The organism is Pseudomonas sp. G.S.17, assembly GCF_038096165.1.
Taxonomy (GTDB): Bacteria; Pseudomonadota; Gammaproteobacteria; order Pseudomonadales; family Pseudomonadaceae; genus Aquipseudomonas.
This window is the reverse complement of record NZ_CP151076.1, coordinates 6,014,423-6,036,598: the sequence shown is the minus strand read 5'-3', so window position 1 is coordinate 6,036,598 and position 22,176 is coordinate 6,014,423. Positions and strand designations below refer to the sequence as shown.

Annotated in this window: 19 protein-coding genes; 17 read left to right on the top strand and 2 right to left on the bottom strand. The window is 60.3% G+C overall.

The features are described 5' to 3' along the window. Window positions 1-37 precede the first annotated feature (37 nt). The 3 genes from spoT to AABC73_RS28130 are packed head-to-tail and all read left to right on the top strand — an operon-like array spanning window position 38 to window position 3,334. Window positions 38-2,143: a bifunctional GTP diphosphokinase/guanosine-3',5'-bis pyrophosphate 3'-pyrophosphohydrolase gene (spoT, locus tag AABC73_RS28140; RefSeq protein WP_341521806.1), complete on the top strand. Its 2,106-nt coding sequence runs from the start codon at window positions 38-40 to the stop codon at window positions 2,141-2,143. 23 nt (window positions 2,144-2,166) lie between these two features. Then, a complete protein-coding gene (locus AABC73_RS28135) occupies window positions 2,167-2,547 on the top strand; it encodes a RidA family protein (protein ID WP_065831783.1) in 381 nt (126 codons plus the stop codon). A 52-nt stretch (window positions 2,548-2,599) separates the two neighbouring features. Then, entirely contained in the window at window positions 2,600-3,334 is a 735-nt protein-coding gene (locus tag AABC73_RS28130; RefSeq protein WP_341521805.1) for a hypothetical protein, read from the top strand. A gap of 307 nt (window positions 3,335-3,641) precedes the next feature. Here AABC73_RS28130 and AABC73_RS28125 read toward each other — a convergent pair whose 3' ends face one another. Next, window positions 3,642-4,490, bottom strand: coding sequence for an SDR family oxidoreductase (locus AABC73_RS28125; protein WP_341521804.1), 849 nt, complete (start codon window positions 4,488-4,490; stop codon window positions 3,642-3,644). 215 nt (window positions 4,491-4,705) lie between these two features. Between AABC73_RS28125 and exbB the strand changes: the two genes are divergently transcribed. From exbB to AABC73_RS28095, 6 genes are all read left to right on the top strand, one after another. After that, the gene (gene exbB, locus AABC73_RS28120) at window positions 4,706-5,662 is read left to right on the top strand and encodes a tonB-system energizer ExbB (RefSeq protein WP_341521803.1); all 957 of its coding nucleotides are present in this window, start codon (window positions 4,706-4,708) and stop codon (window positions 5,660-5,662) included. Between the two features lie 3 nt (window positions 5,663-5,665). After that, the gene (exbD, locus tag AABC73_RS28115) at window positions 5,666-6,091 is read left to right on the top strand and encodes a TonB system transport protein ExbD (protein ID WP_341521802.1); all 426 of its coding nucleotides are present in this window, start codon (window positions 5,666-5,668) and stop codon (window positions 6,089-6,091) included. After that, a complete protein-coding gene (locus AABC73_RS28110; RefSeq protein ID WP_341521801.1) occupies window positions 6,088-6,840 on the top strand; it encodes an energy transducer TonB in 753 nt (250 codons plus the stop codon). The genes exbD and AABC73_RS28110 overlap by 4 nt, the downstream gene beginning before the upstream one ends. Window positions 6,841-6,932: 92 nt before the next feature. Continuing rightward, on the top strand, window positions 6,933-7,856 hold the full coding sequence (locus AABC73_RS28105) for a hydrogen peroxide-inducible genes activator (protein ID WP_331149873.1): 924 nt from the start codon (window positions 6,933-6,935) through the stop codon (window positions 7,854-7,856). Window positions 7,857-7,864: 8 nt separating this feature from the next. Beyond that, entirely contained in the window at window positions 7,865-9,940 is a 2,076-nt protein-coding gene (gene recG, locus AABC73_RS28100; RefSeq protein WP_341521800.1) for an ATP-dependent DNA helicase RecG, read from the top strand. Between the two features lie 86 nt (window positions 9,941-10,026). Next, the gene (locus tag AABC73_RS28095; protein WP_341521799.1) at window positions 10,027-11,427 is read left to right on the top strand and encodes an HDOD domain-containing protein; all 1,401 of its coding nucleotides are present in this window, start codon (window positions 10,027-10,029) and stop codon (window positions 11,425-11,427) included. 147 nt (window positions 11,428-11,574) lie between these two features. On the opposite strand, the gene AABC73_RS28090 is transcribed toward AABC73_RS28095, so the two are convergent. Further along, the gene (locus AABC73_RS28090) at window positions 11,575-11,976 is read right to left on the bottom strand and encodes a GFA family protein (RefSeq protein WP_341521798.1); all 402 of its coding nucleotides are present in this window, start codon (window positions 11,974-11,976) and stop codon (window positions 11,575-11,577) included. Window positions 11,977-12,308: 332 nt separating this feature from the next. Here AABC73_RS28090 and AABC73_RS28085 point away from each other — a divergent pair, with 332 nt between their 5' ends. From AABC73_RS28085 to AABC73_RS28050, 8 genes are all read left to right on the top strand, one after another. Then, on the top strand, window positions 12,309-13,616 hold the full coding sequence (locus AABC73_RS28085; RefSeq protein ID WP_341521797.1) for a CitMHS family transporter: 1,308 nt from the start codon (window positions 12,309-12,311) through the stop codon (window positions 13,614-13,616). 69 nt (window positions 13,617-13,685) lie between these two features. Then, window positions 13,686-14,453: a TerC family protein gene (locus AABC73_RS28080; protein WP_331149878.1), complete on the top strand. Its 768-nt coding sequence runs from the start codon at window positions 13,686-13,688 to the stop codon at window positions 14,451-14,453. A gap of 221 nt (window positions 14,454-14,674) precedes the next feature. Next, window positions 14,675-16,327 carry a Na/Pi cotransporter family protein gene (locus tag AABC73_RS28075; protein ID WP_341521796.1) on the top strand — a complete coding sequence of 551 codons (1,653 nt, stop codon included), beginning with the start codon at window positions 14,675-14,677 and terminating at the stop codon, window positions 16,325-16,327. A gap of 72 nt (window positions 16,328-16,399) precedes the next feature. Continuing rightward, on the top strand, window positions 16,400-17,782 hold the full coding sequence (locus AABC73_RS28070) for an insulinase family protein (protein WP_341521795.1): 1,383 nt from the start codon (window positions 16,400-16,402) through the stop codon (window positions 17,780-17,782). A 222-nt stretch (window positions 17,783-18,004) separates the two neighbouring features. Next, complete coding sequence (locus AABC73_RS28065) at window positions 18,005-19,192, top strand: DUF5924 family protein (RefSeq protein ID WP_341521794.1); 1,188 nt, start codon at window positions 18,005-18,007, stop codon at window positions 19,190-19,192. Window positions 19,193-19,203: 11 nt separating this feature from the next. After that, window positions 19,204-20,391, top strand: a complete 1,188-nt coding sequence (locus AABC73_RS28060; protein WP_341521793.1) for an ABC transporter permease — start codon at window positions 19,204-19,206, stop codon at window positions 20,389-20,391. Between the two features lie 5 nt (window positions 20,392-20,396). Further along, window positions 20,397-21,185, top strand: a complete 789-nt coding sequence (locus tag AABC73_RS28055; RefSeq protein WP_341521792.1) for an ATP-binding cassette domain-containing protein — start codon at window positions 20,397-20,399, stop codon at window positions 21,183-21,185. Between the two features lie 2 nt (window positions 21,186-21,187). Beyond that, window positions 21,188-22,126: an MlaD family protein gene (locus tag AABC73_RS28050; protein ID WP_341521791.1), complete on the top strand. Its 939-nt coding sequence runs from the start codon at window positions 21,188-21,190 to the stop codon at window positions 22,124-22,126. Window positions 22,127-22,176 lie beyond the last annotated feature (50 nt).

The window sequence follows — 22,176 nt, the reverse complement described above, 5'->3', positions numbered from 1 at the left end:
CGGCGCAGGGTACAAGCCATCGGCAGGGGGTAATCCCTTGCCGAGCATAGACGCCCTCGCCGAAAGACTGTCGACCTACCTCGGCAAGGAACAGGTCAATCTGGTCCGCCGAGCGTATTTCTACGCCGAACAAGCCCACGACGGCCAACGCCGTCGCAGCGGTGAAGCCTACGTCACGCATCCTCTTGCGGTGGCCAATATCCTTGCTGACATGCACATGGATCATCAAAGCCTGATGGCCGCGATGCTGCATGACGTCATCGAAGACACCGGTATCGCCAAGGAAGCGCTCTGCGCCCAGTTTGGCGAAACCGTGGCCGAACTGGTCGACGGGGTCAGCAAACTGACCCAGATGAACTTCGAGACCAAGGCCGAGGCCCAGGCCGAGAACTTCCAGAAAATGGCCATGGCCATGGCCCGCGACATTCGGGTGATTCTGGTCAAGCTCGCCGACCGGCTGCACAACATGCGTACCCTGGAAGTCCTTTCCGGTGAAAAGCGCCGCCGTATCGCCAAGGAAACCCTGGAAATCTATGCACCCATTGCCAACCGGCTGGGCATGCACAGCATTCGTATCGAATTCGAAGACCTGGGCTTCAAGGCCATGTACCCGATGCGCTCGTCGCGTATCGGTCAGGCGGTCAAGCGCGCGCGGGGCAACCGCAAAGAGCTGGTCAACAAGATCGAAGAATCCCTGAGCCATTGCCTGGCGGTCGATGAGATCGAAGGCGAAGTCAGCGGGCGGCAGAAACACCTGTACGGCATCTACAAGAAGATGCGCGGCAAGCGTCGCGCCTTCAATGAAATCATGGATGTCTACGCGTTTCGCATCATCGTCGACAAGGTCGATACCTGCTACCGCGTGCTTGGCGCTGTGCATAATTTGTACAAGCCGCTGCCCGGCCGCTTCAAGGATTACATCGCGATTCCCAAAGCCAACGGCTATCAGTCGCTGCATACGACTTTGTTCGGCATGCATGGCGTACCCATCGAAATCCAGATTCGTACACGCGAAATGGAAGAAATGGCCAATAACGGGATCGCCGCTCACTGGCTGTACAAGTCCTCGGACGACGAAGTGCCAAAAGGCACTCACGCCCGGGCTCGCCAATGGGTCAAGGGCGTGCTGGAAATGCAGCAGCGCGCCGGCAATTCGCTGGAATTCATCGAGAGCGTGAAGATCGACCTGTTCCCGGACGAGGTGTATGTCTTCACGCCCAAAGGCCGGATCATGGAGCTGCCCAAAGGCTCCACGGCAGTGGACTTTGCCTATGCGGTGCATACCGATGTGGGCAACAGCTGCATCGCCTGTCGGATCAATCGTCGTTTGGCGCCGTTGTCCGAACCGCTGCAAAGCGGCTCGACGGTCGAGATCGTCAGTGCGCCGGGTGCGCGTCCGAATCCGGCATGGCTGAATTTTGTCGTCACCGGCAAGGCTCGCACCCACATCCGCCACGCCCTCAAGCTGCAACGCCGCTCCGAGTCCATCAGCCTTGGTGAACGCCTGCTGAACAAAGTGTTGAACGGCTTTGAGAGCAGCCTGGAAAAAATCCCGGCCGAGCGTGTGCAGCTGGTTCTGGCTGAATACCGCGTCGAAGTCATCGAAGATCTGCTTGAAGACATCGGTCTGGGCAATCGCATGGCTTACGTGGTCGCGCGCCGCCTGTTGGGCGAAGGCGAACAACTGCCGAGCACCGAAGGCCCGCTGGCGATTCGCGGCACCGAAGGTCTGGTGCTCAGCTACGCCAAGTGCTGCACGCCGATTCCTGGCGACCCGATTGTCGGCCACCTGTCCGCAGGCAAAGGCATGGTTGTGCACCTGGACAACTGCCGCAACATCAGTGAAATCCGCCACAACCCGGAAAAATGTATCCAGCTTTCCTGGGCCAAGGACGTCACCGGCGAATTCAATGTCGAGCTGCGCGTCGAGCTGGAGCATCAACGCGGCCTGATCGCGCTTCTGGCCAGCAGCGTCAACGCCGCCGACGGCAACATCGAAAAAATCAGCATGGATGAGCGCGATGGGCGCATCAGCGTGGTTCAGCTGGTGGTCAGCGTTCATGACCGTGTGCATCTGGCCCGCGTTATCAGAAAACTGCGTACCTTGACCGGGGTCATCCGCATTACCCGCATGCGTGCGTAGCCAACCATAATCAGGAGTTCTTCATGACCAAGACTGTTATCACCAGCGACAAGGCACCTGCGGCCATCGGCCCTTACTCTCAGGCCATCAAAGCTGGCAATACTGTCTACATGTCCGGGCAGATCCCGCTGGACCCGAAAACCATGGAGCTGGTCGAAGGCATCGAAGCCCAGGTCGTTCAGGTGTTCGAAAACCTGAAGTCGGTTGCCGAAGCTGCGGGCGGTTCGTTCAAGGACATCGTCAAACTCAACATCTTCCTGACTGATCTGGGCAACTTCGCCAAGGTCAACGAGATCATGGGCAAGTATTTCGAGCAGCCTTACCCGGCACGTGCAGCCATCGGCGTTGCGGCCCTGCCGCGCGGCTCGCAGGTCGAAATGGACGCGATTCTCGTCATCGAATAAATCCCCAGCGGGGCGCCACCGCCCCGCCGCACCTGAAAGGAAGGACTCTGTTATGCGCTTTGCGCTTGCCCTCTCGCTGGTTGCCGTTTTTTTGACCGGCTGTGCCAGCCACGCTGACCGCAATCCCGACGGCACCTGGATCAACCAGGCTGCCATCGACGCCGCCGTCAAGGGCGACAATCTCCGTCAGGCGTTGCTCGCCAACGGTCCGAACCTGGAATGGCAAATTAACACCAAAGCTGCTCAAGCCCTGTATTCGAACGGTTTTGAAGTGGGCGAAGGCAAGATTGCCAGCGCCGCCGATGGCAAACTGCGCATCGACTACTACAACTCTGTCGAAAACTTGCAGATCAAGGGCGATCAGTTGATTCAGGCCGCCAGCGAATCCGGCCCGGAACAGCGCTTCCAGAAACCTGAGACCCCTGCTCCTGTGGGTGCTCCAGCGGGCAGCAGCTTCGAAAAAGCCCTGTACGGTGCTTATCTGGGCGGCAAATGGACCATCGTCAGCGGCGACGGCCAAGGCAGTTCCGTGCAGTTCATGGCGGATGGCAGCGTGCAGGGTCTTCCGGAAAACGATCGTTACGCGCTGTGTCTGGCGGGCGATTGTGCGGCGATGAGCGGCGAATACGACAGCATGTGGCTGGAAAAAGCCGAGCAAGGCAATGCGTGGATCTTCTCGCGCACCGGCAAGCAGTTGGAGATATTCCAGGCAGTCAACAACGCTGGCGCAGACCAGATGCCAGAGCTACGCCCAGGCGCACGCCGCTGGTTGCTTGAGCGCAATTGATTTAGCGCGGTTCCCGCAACCATTTGAATTGGAATGCATTTCGTAGGACCGGCTTCAGCCGGGAGGGGGCAGCCACTCGCAGCAATTGCGTCGGCTGACCCCATGCTCTCCCGGCTGAAGCCGGTCCTACGGAGCCATGTTCAACCAAGCAACGCCGCATACCCTTCCCGATACGTTGCTATAGCGTTTGCTCCCGGATTTCGTATTTCGTAGGACCGGCTTCAGCCGGGAGGGGGCAGCCACTCGCAGCAATTGCGTCGGCTGACCCCATGCTCTCCCGGCTGAAGCCGGTCCTACGGAGCCGTGTTCAACCAAACAACGCCGCATACCCTTCCCGATACGTCGCATAACGCGGCATCCAGCCCAATGCTTTGGCGCGGGCGTTGCTGCAGCGTTTGCTGCCGGAGCGGCGCAGGGCTGAGTTTTCCGCCCACTCGGTGACACCCAGGTAGTCGCGCATCCAGTCGACCACCTCGGCCAGCGGCGCGGGTGCGTCGTCGACGCCGATGTAGCACTCTTCCAGCGTAATTCCCCGAGAATCCGCCTCAAGCAGGTAGGCCAGCAGCCCCGCTGCGTCATCGGCGTGAATCCGGTTGGCATATAAAGGTGGTTCTACGGCCACGCTGTATCCCTGACGAACCCGGTTGGCCAAATCGCTGCGCCCTGGCCCATAAATCCCGGTCAAGCGCACGACGCTGGCCGGAAAACCGCTCTGCAGTGCGACTTGTTCCGCCTCCAGCATGACCTTGCCGGAAAAGCCGCTGCCGTCGGTCGGCGAGGTTTCGTCGACCCATTCGCCGTGCTGCTGACCATAAACGCTGCTGCTGGACACGAAAACAATGCGCTTGGGCTGCTGGCCATGTTGGGCGAGCCAGGCCAGTACGTGCTGCAACCCTTCTATATAAGCTGCGCGATAACCGGCTTCGTCGCGCTCGGTCGGGGTGGCGCAATACACCAGGTAATCGAGGTCAGTTGCAGGCCAGTCGGCGGGCGCCTGGGCTTGAAACAGATCGCCCGCAATCCCGATCACACCTTCTGGCAACTGGGCAATCGTGCGGCGCAGCCCGTAGACGGTCCATTGCTGGGGCAGCAGCTGATTAGCCAGACGGCTGCCGATATCGCCACAGCCAGCAATCAAAACGGAGGGGGCAGACATGTCGAATCTCCACAACAAATGGCGTGTTAAAGCAGCTGGAACGGGGGTGAAAGCTGATCAGCCAACTGCGATTGATAGAAAAAAAGATACTGTATTACTTTTGTTAACAAGAATTACTTGCAATAATGACGGCCCGTTTGTTCTCCTCCCTGCGTCGAACGCATCGCGCGACGTAGCAGAACGACCCACCTTTTCTTCTCTCAGGTCCGGCCAGCATGACACGTATCAACTCTTCCGCTTCGCCAACCAAACTCCCCAGCCTGCCACGCGCATGGCGGGCAATCGCAGCGTTGCTGCTGAGCCTGATGATCGTCCCTGTCGCATTGGCCGATCAAGCTGCGCCAACCGCGCCGGCCGGCACACCAGCGACTTCGGCTGCTCCGGCACCGGCCGCAGCGCCGGTTCTGCAGGAGAACACCGCGCCCGTTGAAGGCCCGGCAGTTGTCGAAGAAGATAACAGCCTGGGCATGGCCCATGACCTGTCGCCGTGGGGCATGTACCAGAACGCCGACATTATCGTCAAAGCGGTAATGATCGGTCTGGCAATTGCCTCGATCATTACCTGGACCATCTGGATCGCCAAGGGTTTCGAGCTGCTGGGCGCCAAGCGCCGTCTGCGCACCGAAATCGCCAACCTGAAAAAGGCGCGCACCCTGACCGAAGCCAGCGAAAGCGCCGCCAAACAAGGCACGCTGGCAAATCTGCTGGTCCACGACGCCCTGGAAGAAATGCGTCTGTCGGTCAACAGCCGCGAACGTGAAGGCATCAAGGAACGCGTCAGCTTCCGTCTTGAGCGTCTGGTTGCAGCCTGTGGCCGCAACATGAGCATGGGCACCGGCGTCCTCGCGACCATCGGTTCCACTGCGCCGTTCGTAGGCTTGTTCGGTACCGTCTGGGGCATCATGAACAGCTTCATCGGCATCGCCAAAACCCAGACCACCAACCTCGCCGTGGTTGCGCCGGGTATCGCCGAAGCCTTGCTGGCTACCGCGTTGGGCCTGGTTGCCGCGATTCCTGCGGTGGTCATCTACAACGTCTTCGCCCGTTCCATTGCCGGTTACAAGGCGCAAGTGTCCGACGCATCGGCTCAAGTCCTGCTGCTGGTCAGCCGTGACCTTGACCACCAGCCGAACGAACGCTCCCAGTCGCCGCACATGGTCAAGGTGGGCTAAACCTTGGGCATGCATCTGAAGGAAGGCGACGACGATCTCGCCGAAAACCACGAAATCAACGTAACGCCGTTCATCGACGTCATGTTGGTCCTGCTGATCATCTTCATGGTGGCCGCGCCATTGGCAACGGTCGATATCAAAGTCGACCTGCCTGCCTCGACCGCCAAGCCGCAGCCTCGGCCTGAGAAGCCGATCTTCCTCAGCGTCAAGGCTGACCAAAGCCTGTTTCTGGGCGATGACAAGGTTGCCCGTGAACAGCTCGGGCAGATTCTCGATGCCAAGACCAAAGGCAAGAAGGAGACGACGATCTTCTTCCAGGCCGATAAAGGTGTGGATTACGGCGATCTGATGGAAGTCATGAACGCCCTGCGCGGCGCGGGCTACCTGAAAGTCGGTCTGGTCGGTCTCGAGACGGTTGGTAAGAAATGATCAATTCGCGCCAAAAACTGACGCGCTATGGCGGTAGTCTGTTGTTGGTGCTTGCCGTGCATGCCATCGCAATCGTTGTTGCGCTGCGCTGGCCGGCATCCCAGGCAATCGAGCTACCACCGGCGGCAATGATGGTCGAGCTGGCTCCCGAGCCTGTTCCGGCACCGCCGCCTCCACCTGCCGTCGTGCAGCCGCCGCCACCGCCAGAGCCCGAGGAGCAGATCCCCGAGCCGAAAGTGGCTGAAGCGCCGAAGCCGGAAATCGCCGTGCAGAAGCCGGTGGAGAAACCCAAGCCCAAGCCCAAACCACAGCCGCCCAAGCCGATCAAGAAACCTGAGCCGCCTCAGGAAAAACCGGTCGAAGAAAAGCCGATGGACACGCCGCCGACGACCGCCAAGGTCGAGAAATCTGCTGCGCCGACCCCGCCGAGCCCACCTTCGCCGCCGAGTACGGCGTTGCCAAGCTGGCAAGGCGACTTGCTGCGCCACCTGGCCAAGTTCAAGAAGTATCCCGAGGACGCACGGCGGCGCGGCATGCAGGGCGTCAGCCGTCTGCGTTTCGTGGTCGATGCCGATGGCAACGTCTTGTCGTACTCGATTGCCAGCAGCTCAGGCAGTTCGTCACTGGATCGGGCCACGATGGAAATGATCCGTCGCGCCCAGCCATTGCCCAAGCCGCCGGCAGAAACCCTGAACAACGGCACTATCGAGATCCTGGCGCCGTTCGTTTATTCGCTGGATAAGCGCTGAAACGCAGTTTTGATACACAGGAGTGGCCTTGATAACGTGCGTCTATCGATTGCAGCCGCTATGCTGGGGCCGCAACTTCATGGACGCATGCTATGACTCTCACAGAATTGCGCTACATCGTTACCCTCGCCCAGGAACAGCATTTCGGCCACGCGGCTGAACGTTGCCACGTCAGCCAGCCGACATTGTCGGTGGGCGTCAAGAAGCTGGAAGACGAACTGGGTGTGCTGATCTTCGAGCGCAGCAAGAGCGCCGTGCGCCTGACTCCGGTCGGCGAAGGCATCGTCGCTCAGGCGCAGAAGGTTCTCGAACAGGCTCAAGGCATCCGCGAACTAGCGCAGGCCGGCAAGAACCAGCTGACCGCTCCCCTCAAGGTCGGCGCGATCTATACCGTCGGTCCTTACCTGTTCCCGCATCTGATTCCGCAGCTGCATCGCGTCGCGCCGCAAATGCCGTTGTACATCGAAGAAAACTTCACCCATATCCTGCGCGACAAGCTGCGCAACGGTGAACTGGACGCGATCATCATTGCGCTGCCGTTCAACGAAGCCGATGTGCTGACGCTGCCGCTGTACGACGAACCCTTCTACGTCTTGATGCCCGCAGACCATCCGTGGACCAAGAAAGACTCCATCGATGCCTCGGCGCTCAACGACAAGAGCCTGCTGTTGCTGGGCGAAGGTCACTGCTTCCGGGATCAGGTGCTTGAAGCCTGCCCGACGCTGGTCAAAGGCAGCGAAGGCGCACGACACACCACGGTGGAATCCAGCTCACTGGAAACCATTCGCCACATGGTCGCGTCCGGCCTGGGTATTTCGATCCTGCCAATGTCCGCTGTCGACAGCCATCACTATGCCCCGGGCGTGATAGAGGTTCGTCCGCTGACGCCACCGGTGCCGTTTCGTACCGTGGCCATCGCCTGGCGCGCAAGCTTTCCACGGCCTAAAGCGATTGAAATCCTCGCGGACTCCGTGCGGCTGTGTTCCGTCGCGCGTCCGAAAGCCGAAGCGAGCTAAGTCGGGCCATGGGCGAGCTTTCCACGGTTTCGGTCACGGCGCTCAAGGGCGTCGGCGAGGCCATGGCTGAAAAACTGGCCAAGGTCGGTCTGGAAAACCTGCAGGACGTGCTGTTCCACCTACCCTTGCGTTATCAGGATCGCACCCGTGTGGTGCCCATCGGCCAGCTGCGACCTGGACAGGACGCGGTAATCGAAGGTGTGGTCAGCGGCGCCGACGTGGTCATGGGCAAGCGGCGCAGTCTGCTGGTGCGGCTGGGCGATGGCACTGGCACTTTGAGTCTGCGCTTCTACCATTTCAGCAATGCGCAGAAGGAAGGCATGAAGCGCGGCACCCATTTGCGTTGTTTTGGCGAAGCGCGTCCTGGCGCGTCCGGACTGGAAATCTATCACCCGGAATACCGCGCCCTGACCGGCGCCGAACCCGCGCCCGTCGAACAAACCCTGACCCCGATCTACCCGACTACCGAAGGCCTGACCCAGCAACGTTTGCGTCAATTGTCCCAGCAGACATTGGCGATGCTGGGTCCGAAAAGCCTGCCTGACTGGCTGCCTGAAGAGCTGGCGCGGGATTATCAACTGGCGCCGTTGGACGACGCGATTCGTTACCTGCATCACCCGCCGGCCGACGCCGATGTTGAAGAGTTGGCTATCGGCCACCATTGGGCGCAGCACCGCCTGGCCTTCGAAGAGCTGCTGACCCATCAACTGTCGCAGCAGCGCTTGCGTGAAAGCCTGCGTTCCCAGCGCGCCCCGGCCTTGCCCCTGGCGAAGAAGCTGCCGAAGCAATTTCTCGATAATCTGGGCTTCCCGCCCACGGGTGCGCAACAGCGTGTCGGAAATGAAGTGGCCTATGACCTGAGCCAGCCCGAACCGATGCTGCGCCTGATTCAGGGTGATGTCGGCGCCGGGAAGACCGTGGTTGCGGCGATGGCGGCGTTGCAGGCGCTGGAAGCCGGTTATCAGGTGGCGCTGATGGCGCCCACGGAAATCCTCGCCGAACAGCACTTCATCAACTTCCAGCGCTGGCTTGAGCCGTTGGGCATTGAAGTCGCGTGGCTGGCGGGCAAGCTCAAGGGCAAGGCGCGGGTTGCGTCGCTGGCGCAGATTGCGGGCGGCACACCCATGGTGGTGGGCACCCATGCGCTGTTTCAGGACGAAGTGCAGTTCAAGAATCTGGCGCTGGTGATCATCGACGAGCAGCACCGCTTCGGCGTGCAGCAACGTCTGGCCCTGCGCAAAAAAGGCGTCGGCGGCCTGATGTGCCCGCATCAGTTGATCATGACCGCAACGCCCATCCCGCGAACCCTGGCCATGAGCGCGTACGCCGATCTTGATACTTCGATCCTCGATGAGCTGCCGCCGGGCCGAACGCCGGTCAATACCGTGCTGGTAGTGGATACCCGGCGCATCGAAGTGATCGAGCGGGTGCGCGCGGCCTGCGCCGAAGGGCGTCAGGCCTATTGGGTCTGCACCTTGATCGAAGAATCCGAAGAACTGACCTGCCAGGCAGCCGAGACAACCTTTGAAGACCTGACCAGCGCCCTGGGCGAATTGCGCGTCGGCCTGATCCACGGGCGCATGAAGCCCGCCGAGAAAGCCGCAGTGATGGCGGAGTTCAAGCAAGGCGCGTTGCAATTGCTGGTGGCGACCACTGTCATCGAAGTCGGCGTGGACGTGCCCAACGCGAGCCTGATGATCATCGAAAACCCCGAGCGTCTGGGGCTGGCGCAATTGCACCAGTTGCGCGGGCGTGTCGGTCGGGGCAGTGCAGCCAGTCATTGCGTTCTGCTTTACCACCCGCCATTGTCACAGATCGGCCGTCAGCGCCTGGGCATCATGCGCGAAACCAACGACGGCTTTGTCATTGCCGAAAAAGACCTGGAGCTGCGTGGCCCCGGCGAAATGCTCGGTACCCGGCAAACCGGCTTGCTGCAGTTCAAGGTGGCCGACCTCATGCGCGACGCAGACTTGTTGCCTGCGGTGCGTGACGCCGCGCAAGCGTTGCTCGAACGCTGGCCGCAACATGTCAGTCCGCTATTGGAGCGCTGGCTGCGACACGGCCAGCAATATGGTCAGGTGTGATGCGGGTCAGGCTTTGATGAGTGCTTCACACTCTGAATAACTAAGCTGGTTATACTTCAGCGATTGTAGGAACTTGGATACAGACCATGACAGAAGTCGCCCACGTTGATGACGCTCCCCATGCGCCGACCGTTATTCGTCAATTGCTTGGCAAACTAGCGATCAGCTACAGCGAAGTTCTTGAGGACACTCACCTGCCTGCAGAGCGCAAGGTGCAGGCGGTGTTGGTCGAGGACGCTGTCGGCGCGCTTCTGATCCTGTTTCCGCAAAATCAGTTGCTGGATCTGAACCGGATCACCGAGTTGACCGGCCGCAAGCTGACGGCGGTCCCTCATGATCGTTTGCTGCGCATGCTGGCCAAACACAGCCTGCACACGCTGCCGGGCATCCCGGCGCTGACCAGCTCACCGTGTCTCTATGAAGAGCGCCTGCTGCACGAGCCAACCGTGCTGGTTGGATCCGGGGAACCGGGCATTCTGCTGGAAATCAGCAGTGAAGACTTCAAGACCATGCTCAACAAAGCCAGCGCTGCGCATTTCGGCGAGCTGTTGAGCACGATTCATCCCAACCTGGATCGTCCCGACGACGACCGCGAAGAAATCACCCAGGCGATGCACGCCTTCACGGCGCGGCGCATCCAGCAGCGCCTGGAAGCGACCCTTGAAATCCCGCCGCTGGCCGAAACGGCGCAGCGCATCATCAAGCTGCGCGTCGATCCCGATGCCACTATCGATGACATTACCGGCGTGGTCGAAACCGATCCGGCGTTGGCAGCTCAAGTGGTAAGTTGGGCGGCGTCGCCGTATTACGCGTCGACCGGCAAGATTCGCTCGGTGGAAGACGCCATCGTGCGCGTGCTGGGTTTCGATCTGGTGATCAATCTGGCGCTGGGCCTGGCGCTGGGCAAAACCCTCAGCCTGCCCAAGGATCATCCGCAACAGACCACACCTTACTGGCAGCAGTCGATCTACACCGCTGCGGTCATCGAGGGCCTGACTCGCGCGATGCCTCGCGCCAAACGCCCCGAAGCCGGCCTCACCTACCTGGGCGGTCTGCTGCACAATTTCGGCTATCTGCTGCTGGCCCACGTGTTCCCGCCGCATTTCTCGCTGATCTGCCGCCAGCTGGAGGTCAACCCGCACCTGCATCACAGCTATGTCGAGCAGCATTTGCTGGGCATCAGCCGCGAACAGATCGGCTCCTGGCTGATGCGCTACTGGGACATGCCGGACGAACTGGCCACCGCGCTGCGCTTTCAGCACGATCCGTCTTATGACGGCGAACACTCCGAGTACGCCAATCTGGTGTATCTGTCGGTGCGTTTGCTACGCCAGAACGGCATCGGTTCCGGCCCCAAGGAAGAGATTCCCGAAGAACTGTTCGAGCGCCTGGGCCTGAGCCGCGAAAAAGCCGAAGATTCGGTGCGCAAGGTCCTGGAAGCCGAAGTGCTGCTGCGCGAACTGGCTTCTCAGTTTGCGCCGCAGTAAAACCGCCATGGCACCTTGATTGCAATCCCGGTAGGACTTGTCCCCGAAAAGGCCGCCCTGCCGGTGCTGATCTGACTGACGGATTTCCGTATCCGGGCCGACGCCTTCCCGGACAAGTCCGGTCCTACCAAAGGGAGCAAATCGCTCTTACAACGTCTCCCCCGGCTCTTTTGGCAAATGCTCGTCCAGATGCAGCCACGGCAAGCGGTTGGCGGTCCAGATGTGGCGGTCGGCGGGTGCCTGTTCCGGGTGATCGAGGGTGGCGATGGTCACGTCCATCTCTTCGGGGCTGTTGCGGGAAAACAGCGCCAGTTGCGCGCCACAGTTGCCACAGAAATAGCGCACGCAGGTCGGGCCTGAATCGTAGGTCGCCGGGCTGCCTTCAACCCACTTGAATGACGTCAACGGCACCGTTATCCAGGTCATGACGATGCCGCCCGAGGTCCGTCGGCAGATCGAACAATGACAATGGGCGATGTCCTGCAAGGGCGCATCGAACTCATAACGCAGACTGCCGCAATGGCAGCCACCGGAATGTATCTGGCTCATATCCCCTCCTCTTTGCGGTCAGCGCCGACACTACCTGTGACCGCTGCCGCCGGAAATTGTCTTCGCAACAAATGATCAGTGGTTCGGGCAGCGAAAGCTGGATGAAAGTTTGGCCCATTAGGATCCTTTCACCGCCGGCAACAGACCGGTCAGCCAAACGAGTGTTTTTCTCGCGCTCAATGGCCCAGTCAACAACAACAATGGTGAACCTGATGCCCTGCAATGTCCTCCTGCACGCCCTGACTCCGCTCCGACTCCACGCGCCGCTCTTGTTGAGCTGATTCGTCGCCCTCGCCTTTTCCCAAGTCGCGTTCCGCCTGGAGTAATTCCCTATGTTGACCTTCCTCGGCTTTGCCATGGTTGTCGCCTTCATGTACCTGATCATGAGCAAGCGCCTGTCGGCGTTGATTGCCCTGATTCTGGTGCCGATCGTCTTTGCCCTGTTCGGCGGCTTCGCGTCCGACATCGGCCCGATGATGCTGACCGGCATCACCAAACTTGCGCCAACCGGCGTGATGTTGATGTTCGCCATTCTCTATTTCGCGCTGATGATCGACTCGGGCCTGTTTGACCCGGCGGTGCGCAAGATCCTGCAGCTGGTCAAAGGCGACCCGGTGAAAGTCTCCGTGGGCACCGCCGTGCTCGCGCTGGTGGTTTCCCTGGACGGCGACGGCGCAACCACGTACATGATCTGCGTCGCGGCCATGCTGCCGCTGTACAGCCGCATCGGCATGAGCCCGCGCATCATGGCGGGCCTGATCATTCTGGCCGGTGGCGTGATGAACATGACGCCTTGGGGTGGCCCGACCGCACGCGCTGCCAGCGCCTTGCATGTGGACCCTTCGGACATCTTCGTCCCGATGATCCCGGCCATGGCCTTCGGCGTGATCGCGATTCTGGTCATCGCCTACTTCTACGGCAAACGCGAACGTGCTCGTCTGGGCGAACTGCATCTGGTGGATGACGAAGTCGATCACAGCGAAATCAGTGTTTCCCAGTTCCCCGGCGCGCGTCGTCCGAAGCTGATCTGGTTCAACGGCCTGCTCACCCTGGCCCTGATGGTTGCGCTGATCATGGGGCTGCTGCCGTTGCCGGTGCTGTTCATGATCGCCTTCAGTATCGCGATGATCGTCAACTACCCGAACCTGCAAGATCAAAAGGACCGTATCGCCGCCCACGCAGGCAGCGTGCTGGCAGTGGTCGGACTGATCTTCGCGGCCGGTATTTTCACCGGTATCCTGTCCGGCACCGGCATGGTCGATGCCATGTCCAAGAGCCTGCTGGCAGTGATTCCGGACGCGCTCGGCCCTTACCTTGCAGTGATTACTGCGCTGGTCAGCATGCCGTTCACGTTCTTCATGTCCAACGACGCTTTCTACTACGGTGTGTTGCCAGTGTTGGCCGAAGCCGCTGCCCACTACGGCATCAGCCCGGTGGAAATGGCCCGCGCTTCGATTGTTGGTCAGCCGGTTCACCTGCTCAGCCCGCTGGTTCCATCGACTTACCTGCTGGTGGCCTTGGCCGGTATCGAGTTCGGCGATCACCAGCGCTTCACCTTGAAGTGGGCAGTCCTGGTTTGCCTGTGCATAATGTTTGCCGCCTTGCTGATGGGGATTTTCCCTCTGTACAGCAGTCTGTAAAAATCGGATCACTTGCCTCAAGGCCTGCCATTGCAGGCCATGAGAGTTTAACCGCTCAAAGGAATACCTATGGAATGGCTGACCAATCCTGAAATCTGGATTGCTTTCTTCACCCTGACTGCCCTGGAAATCGTCCTGGGCATCGATAACATCATCATGATTTCGATCCTGGTCAGCCGCATGCCCAAGCATATGCAGCCGCGCACCCGGATCTTCGGCCTGGCGCTGGCCATGGTCACGCGAATCCTGTTGCTGCTGTCGATCACCTGGGTCATGCGCCTTACCGATGAACTGTTTTCGATCATGGGCAAGGGCTTCTCCGGCCGCGACCTGATCCTGTTCTTCGGTGGCCTGTTCCTGCTCTGGAAAAGCTCGCAAGAGATCTACCACGGCCTGGAAGGTGAAGAAGAAACCATCGACGAGCCGAAAGGCAAGGGTGGTCAGTTCATCTACACCATCATCCAGATCGCGATCATCGACATCGTGTTCTCGCTGGATTCGGTGATTACCGCAGTCGGCATGGTTTCCCACGTGCCGGTCATGATCGCCGCCATCGTCGTTGCCGTGCTGGTGATGATGGTCTGCGCGGGCGCCATCAGCAGCTTCATCGACAAGCATCCATCGCTGAAGATGCTGGCCCTGTCGTTCCTGATCGTCGTCGGTACGGTGTTGATCGCCGATTCGTTTGGCGTGCATGTGCCAAAAGGCTACGTTTACTTCGCCATGGCGTTCTCGCTGGCGGTGGAAGCCATCAACATCAAGATGCGCATGGCCACGGCCAAGAAAAAGGCCCAGAGCGATCCGGTCAAACTGCGTAAGGATGTGCCCGGCCAATAAGCCGTTACACTCTATGAAGCGGGGCTCCATGCGAGCCCCGTTTTTCATTGAGCGAAGGCTAGAACACTGATTTATGACAGATTTGTTTCAATCGGTCCGAAGGCTATGCGATGCTTGCAGGCCAATGGCCTTAGTCAAGCGCTGCTCATAATCGCTTCGCTCGCTACACGCTGCACCTTCACTTTTTTGCCCGGTTGGGCAAACCTCAGGGGGCTCTTTGTATGCTGACCCTGCTCGATTTGTTGTCAGCGGTCGCCCTATTGATCTGGGGCACACACATCGTGCGTACCGGCATCCTTCGGGTGTACGGCTCGCAACTGCGTCAAGTCATCAGCCAGAACATGTCCAGGCGACCGCTGGCTTTCATTGCTGGCATTCTGGTCACTGCGCTGGTGCAGAGCAGCAACGCCACGGCGATGTTGGTCACCTCGTTCGTCGGTCAAGGCCTGATGGCGCTCACACCGGCACTGGCGATCATGCTCGGCGCCGACGTCGGCACCGCGCTGATGTCGCGAATCCTCACCTTCGACCTGTCGTGGCTGTCGCCGCTGCTGATCTTCCTCGGGGTGATTTTCTTCCTGTCGCGCAAGCAGACGCGCATCGGCCAGCTTGGGCGCGTCGGCATCGGCCTGGGGCTGATCGTGCTGGCGCTGCAATTGATCGTCACGGCTGCCGCGCCGATTACCCAGAACGCCGGGGTCAAGGTGCTGTTCGCCTCGTTGACCGGGGATTTGCTGCTCGATGCGCTGGTGGGTGCGATGTTCGCGCTGATCTCCTATTCCAGCCTCGCTGCGGTATTGCTCACTGCGACACTGGCCGGCGCGGAAATCATCAGCCTGCCGGTGGCCATCGGCCTGGTGATCGGCGCCAACATCGGCAGCGGTTTGCTGGCGTTCCTCAGCACCAGCATGCAGAACGTCGCCGGGCGGCAAGTGGCGCTGGGTAGCCTGCTTTACAAGCTGTTCGGTCTGCTGCTGATCATTCCGGTGCTCGATCCGCTGGTGCGCTGGATGGACACCCTGGGTTTCAGCCCGCAAGACATGGTCATCGGCTTTCACCTGACCTACAACACCGCGCGCTGCCTGCTGATGCTGCCCACGGTCGGTCCGATGGCGCGGCTTTGCTCGGCGATTCTGCCGGAGCGGCCCGAAGTCAACGGCCTGGCCAAACCGCGCCATCTGGACCTCACGGCGCTGTCGACACCCAGTCTGGCGTTGGCCAACGCGGTGCGTGAAACCCTGCGCATGGGCGACCTGATCGAAGGCATGCTCAGCTCGATGCTCGAAGTGCTGCGCGGCACCCAAACAGCGGTTACCCAGGAAATGCGCCGCCTCAATGACGACGTCGAAGCGCTGTATAGCGCGATCAAGCTGTATCTGGCGCAGATGCCTCGGGAAGATCTCAGCGAGCAGGACAACCGACGCTGGGCGGAAATCATCGAGCTGACGATCAACCTGGAACTGGCGGCCGGGCTGGTCGAGCGCATGTTGCGCAAGATCCAGCAGCAAAAAACCTCGCAACGCCGTTCCTTTTCCGAAGTTGGCCTGGAAGAGCTGGCCGGGCTGCATTCGCAGCTATTGTCGAATCTGCGCCTGGGCCTGTCGGTGTTCCTCAGCGGCGATCCGGAAAGCGCCCGCCAGTTGCTGCGCGAAAAACGTCGTTTTCGCGCCCAGGAGCGGCGTCTGGCCCATGCCCACGTCAGTCGTCTGCAACGCAAAGTGGTGCAGAGCCTCGAAACCAGCTCGCTGCACCTGGAGCTGATTGCCGACATGAAGCGCCTGAACTCGCTGTTCTGCAGCAGCGCCTACGCGGTGCTGGAAACGGCCGATACCGGCGCGTTGTCCAGCGAAAGCCAGCCGGATCAGTCTGCGTAAACAGACTCGGTGTGAACGTACCGGGCGCATCGAAGTCTGTTAAACATACTGGCCCGCAAGGAAGCATGTTTTATGCGTTGCCTGCTGTTCGCTTGTCTGTTTTTGCTTTCATCCGCGTCACATGCACTCGACCGCTTTCAGGTCGAGGGCTATCTGCTGCCCAACGGTTTGCAATTGCTGCTCAAGCCCGGCTATGAAAAAGGCCATGTGGCGATTCGCCTGGTGGTCGGCATCGGCTTTGATGATTTCAGCTGCGCGGACAAGGAACTGCCGCATTTGCTTGAGCATTTGCTGTTCAGCGGCATTGATGACAGCGGCGAAGGCGGGCTGGAAGAGCGCATGCAGGCACTTGGCGGCGACTGGAATGCGTTTACCAGCAACACTGACACGACATTCGTCATCGAAGCCCCGGCGCAGAATCAGCGCAAGGTGCTCGATCTATTGCTGGCGGTGCTAACCAAAACCCATCTGGATCAACCTGCGCTGGATACCGTGAAGCGCATCGTCGAGCGCGAAGACGGCGGCCATTATTCACACCTGCAACGCTGGCTGGATCGCAAGGATCTGGGCCACAGCGCCAGCAGTCAGCTGGCCGTCGAACTGGGTTTGAAGTGCCCCGAGCGTCCGGAGGTGGATCATCTGACCCTGGAACAGATCGAGGACGTCTACAAAAGCTGGTATGCACCCAATAACATGACGCTGATCGTGGTCGGCGATCTGGATCGATTGCTGCCCAGCTACCTGGAGCGCACTTATGGCGAACTCGATGCCGTTGACCCCATCGATCATCCGCCGCTGGATCAGGCGCGCAATACAGCCCAGGCCGAACGCAGGCTGATTCGCGGCGGTATTGGTGAAGGTGCGCGGCTGCACTTGATCCTGCCCGAGCCGCAGCTGGACGATCAGCCCGATGAAACCATGGAACTGGTCAAGGCCTATCTGGACTGGGCGCTGTACAGCGATTTGCGCCTCAAGCACGGTTTGTCTTACGGCCCGTCGATCGAGCGCGAGGTCTTCGGTGACAGCGGATTCATGAGCCTGAATGCCGATGTCGAGCGCGATGATATCGATGAAGCCAGGGACGACATCCGCGCGCTGCTCCAGCGTCTGCAAAAAGATGGCTTCGACCCGGCCACCTTCGCCCGCCTGCAGCAGACCGCCATCGCCAAGCAAGCCTGGGCGGTGCAGGGCAACAGCGCGTTGGCTGATTATTACTGGGGCGCGCTGAACGATTACGAAAAAGGCCGCTTCGCCGATCCGTCCAGGCGCATTAAGTCGGTCAGCCTGGACAACGCCAATCGAGCCATGCGCAAACTGCTGGATCAGCCGGGTTATTGGCGAATCGAGCAGCCGTTGCTGACATACACCGGTTTGTACTGGTTGGGCGCGGCGCTGGTGGGGATTCTGGTATTGATTGTGTGGTTGGCCTATCGCCGAACCAACACCCGCCGATAGACCGTCAGGAGTTATGTATGTGGGAGCGAGCTTGCTCGCGAAGACGACAGTGAACCCTCCCCGGGGGTGCCTGCCTCTTCGCGAGCAAGCTCGCTCCCACAGAAACCGCAACCGGCCCCGGCATTTGCAAACCTCAAAACCGCACACCCAAACAACGATTTCCCCGGCAGCGCTGTTATCCTGCAGCCGCTTTTTTCCGTGACACCAACGCAGATCGCTCAAATGCCCGAATGGAGTTCCTACATCACGCGTATCACCAATCTGATGAAGCGCTATCCGGGCCTCATCGCGGCGGGTGGTTTCATTTCGGGCATTGGCAGCTTCATTCTGGTGGATCGTCAGGAAGGCCTGGCGACCTGGATTGCGGTGATCATGCTGGTCAGCTGGGTGTGGCTGATGATCGAAAGCAGCGCCGTGGTGCTGTTCACCAAGGTGTTCAAACGCGAAATCCCCACCGGTCTGCTGCGCTACGGCACGCAGATGATCCACCAGGAAAGCCTGTTCTTCGTGCTGCCGTTTTTCTTTGTCACCACGACCTGGAACAGCGGCCAGTCGATTTTCACTGCCGTACTCGGCGCAGCGGGACTGGTCTCGATCATCGATCCGCTCTACTACAAATGGCTGGCGACGCGGCGCTGGCTGTTCATGGCCTTCCACACGCTGACATTGTTTGCAGCGCTGTTGACCGCCTTGCCGATTATCGTGCACCTGACCACGGCCCAGAGTTACAAGTGGGCACTAATTATCGCCATCGTCCTGTCGTTTCCCAGTTTGATCTCCGCGTTGCCGGTGACCACCTGGCGGCGCGGCATGGCGCTGGTTCTGGCGGTTTTGCTGATGGGTGGCGCGGGCTGGTTGCTGCGCTCGTGGGTGCCGCCGGCAACGCTCTGGTTGACCGAAGTCGCGGTCAGCACGGATTTTGATAACAAAAACCGCGCGCCCGGCGATAGCATCAAGCAGGTCAGCGCGAGCCAGGTCCGCAATGGCGGCCTTTACGCTTACACGGCCATCAATGCGCCTCGGGGTCTGGACGAGCGGATTTATCACGTCTGGCGCCATAACGGCAAAGAAGTGGATCGCATCGCCCTGGATATTCGTGGCGGGCGCAAAGAAGGTTATCGTGCGTGGACGCACAAGCAGAATTTCCCACCCGATGCGGTCGGCAAATGGCAGGTTCGGGTGTTGACCGAGGATGGGCAGATGATTGGCGTATTGCGCTTTGAAGTCACCGGCACCGATCAGCCAGCGGTCATTCGGCCTGTCGGGAAAATCACCCGCTTGAAACCGGGTGGCGATGACGGCGCTGGCGATGCAGAACCGCAAACGCCGAAAGCCGAAGATGCCAAGCCAGCCACCGATGCGCCGAGTGCGCCGGCCGCTCCGGATCAGCCGGCGGTTCCAGATAACTGACAGGCCCGACCATGACCACGCGCACGCTGGCCACATCCACAGCAGTCAGCCCCGCCAGTGCTTCGGCGCTGGCGGGCACGGCGTTTCTGGACACGACAAGCAACCCGGCCCAGCTGCGGATTTCCGGTGACTGGACGCTGGCGCACTATCGAACCTTGAAGCAGCAGACCGACACGCTGGGCGGCAATTACGACGCCAGCGTCCCGGTGGACATGACGCGCCTGCACGCGCTCGATACCGCCGGCGCCTCGTTGCTGGTGGAATTGCTGGGTACCGAGCGCCTGGCCAAATTGTCGGTACAGGCTCCGGACCTGCCGTTGTCCAGCCGCGCCTTGCTGCAAACCATCCAGTCCGCGTTGTGCGATTACTGCGCGCCGGTCAAGGATCCGGAAATCGCCGTCGGCATGCAGTTGCTGTCGCGGATTGGCTGCGCAGTCGACAAGGTATGGACCGACACCCTGCAATTGCTGGGCTTCATTGGCTTGATCCTGGAAACCATTGCGTCCAATGCATTGCGTCCGCGACGCTGGCGCATGACGTCGGTATTCGTCCATATCGAACAGACCGGTCTGGACGCAGCGCCCATCGTGGCGCTGCTGACGTTTCTGGTGGGCGCGGTGGTGGCTTTTCTTGGCGCCACGGTACTCAAGATATTCGGCGCGACGGTGTTCACGGTGGACCTTGTGGCGTTTTCGTTTCTGCGCGAGTTCGGCGTACTGCTGACTGCCATTCTGCTCGCCGGACGCACCGCCAGCGCCTTCACGGCGCAGATCGGCTCGATGCAGGCCAACGAAGAAATCGACGCGATCCGCACGCTGGGCTTGAGCCCGGTAGAGCTTCTGGTGGTGCCGCGCGTGCTGGCGTTGCTGGTTTCGCTGCCGATTCTGACCTTCGTGGCGATGCTCTCCGGGATCATCGGCGGCGGTGTGGTGTGCGCGGTTTCCCTGGATATTTCCCCGGCGATGTTCCTTTCGCTGCTGCAAGCCGATATTGGCGTGCAGCACTTTCTGGTGGGCATGGTCAAAGCGCCGATCTTCGCTTTCCTGATCGCTGCCATTGGTTGTCTCGAAGGCTTCAAGGTGAGCGGCAGCGCCGAATCCGTGGGCGCGCACACCACGTCCAGCGTGGTGCAGTCGATTTTCGTGGTGATCGTGCTTGATGCCATGGCCGCGTTGTTTTTCATGGAGATGGGTTGGTGAGGACGATGCCGAAAACGCGTGATCCGGTGATTGAAGTGCGCGGCCTGTGCAATCGGTTTGGTAGCCAGAGCGTGCACGAGAACCTCGATCTGGATTTGTATCGCGGGGAAATTCTTGCGGTGGTCGGCGGCTCGGGCAGCGGCAAGTCGGTGTTGCTGCGTAGCATTGTTGGCCTGCGCCGTCCCGATGCGGGCAGTGTTCGGGTGTTTGGCCAGGACCTGCAAGGCGCGTCGGATCAGGAGCGCTCGTTGGTGGAGCGGCGTTTTGGCGTGCTGTTTCAGAAGGGCGCCTTGTTCTCTTCGCTGACCCTGACCGAAAACGTCGCGTTGCCGCTGATCGAACATGCGGGCCTCAATCGCGAAGAGGCGGAGCATCTGGCGGGGGTGAAGCTGGCCCTGGCCGGGCTGCCGCTGTCCTCGGCGCACAAATACCCGGCTTCGCTGTCCGGCGGCATGATCAAGCGCGCCGCGCTGGCCCGCGCGTTGGCGCTGGATCCGGACATCCTGTTTCTCGACGAGCCGACTGCGGGTCTTGATCCGATTGGTGCGGCGGCGTTCGACCAGTTGATCCTGACCCTGCGCGATGCCTTGGGCCTGAGTGTGTTTTTGGTCACCCATGATCTGGACACGCTGTACACGATCACCGACCGGGTCGCCGTTCTGTCGCAGAAACGCGTGCTGGTGGCGGATCAGATCGACAAGGTCTCGGCCACCAACGACGCCTGGATCCACGAATACTTCCATGGCCCGCGTGGCCGCGCGGCATACTCCGCTTCCTTGCCTAAAGAGGTCTGACGATGGAAACCCGTGCCCATCATGTATTGATTGGCCTGTTCACCGTGCTGGTGGTGGCTGCGGCGCTGCTGTTCGGCTTGTGGCTGGCCAAGTCCAGCGTCGACAGCGCGTTCAAGGATTACGAAGTGGTGTTCAACGAAGCCGTTACCGGCCTTTCGCAAGGCAGCGCGGTGCAATACAGCGGGATCAAGATTGGCGATGTGATCACGCTGCGTCTGGACCCGAAAGATCCGCGCCGGGTGCTGGCGCAGATCCGTGTCACCGGCGAAACGCCCATCAAGCAGGATACTCAAGCCAAGCTGGCACTGACCGGCATTACCGGCACTTCGATCATCCAGCTCAGTGGCGGCACGCCGCAGAGTCCGGAATTGGTCGGGCATGACGGCAACCTGCCGATCATCATTGCCTCGCCATCGCCTATTTCGCGGTTGCTCAACGATAGCAGCGACCTCATGAGCAGCGTCAATCAGCTGCTGCAGAACGCCAATCTGATGTTCTCCGCCGATAACGTGAAGAGCCTGAGTCGCACGCTGGACCATCTTGAACAAACCACGGGCGCGATTGCCGATCAGCGCGACGATATTCGCCAGACCCTCAAGCAGCTCGCCCAGGTCGGCAAACAGGCCAGCGCGACCATGGAACAAACGGCAGCGCTGATGCGCAACGCCAACGGCATGCTCAACAGTGATGGCAAACAGATCTTCAACAGCGCTGAACAGGCAATGAAGTCGTTGCAACAAAGCAGCGCGACCATCAACCGGTTGCTCAATGGTAACCAGCAATCTCTGGACAGCGGCATGCAGGGCCTGGGTGAGCTGGGCCCGGCGGTACGCGAACTGCGCGACACCATGAGTTCACTGCGCGGGATTTCCCGCCGCCTGGAAGCCAATCCCAGCGGTTACCTGCTGGGCAGCGACAAGAACAAGGAGTTTGAGCCATGAGGTTGTCCAAGACCGACGCTGAACCTGTGGGAGCAAGCTTGCTTGCGAAG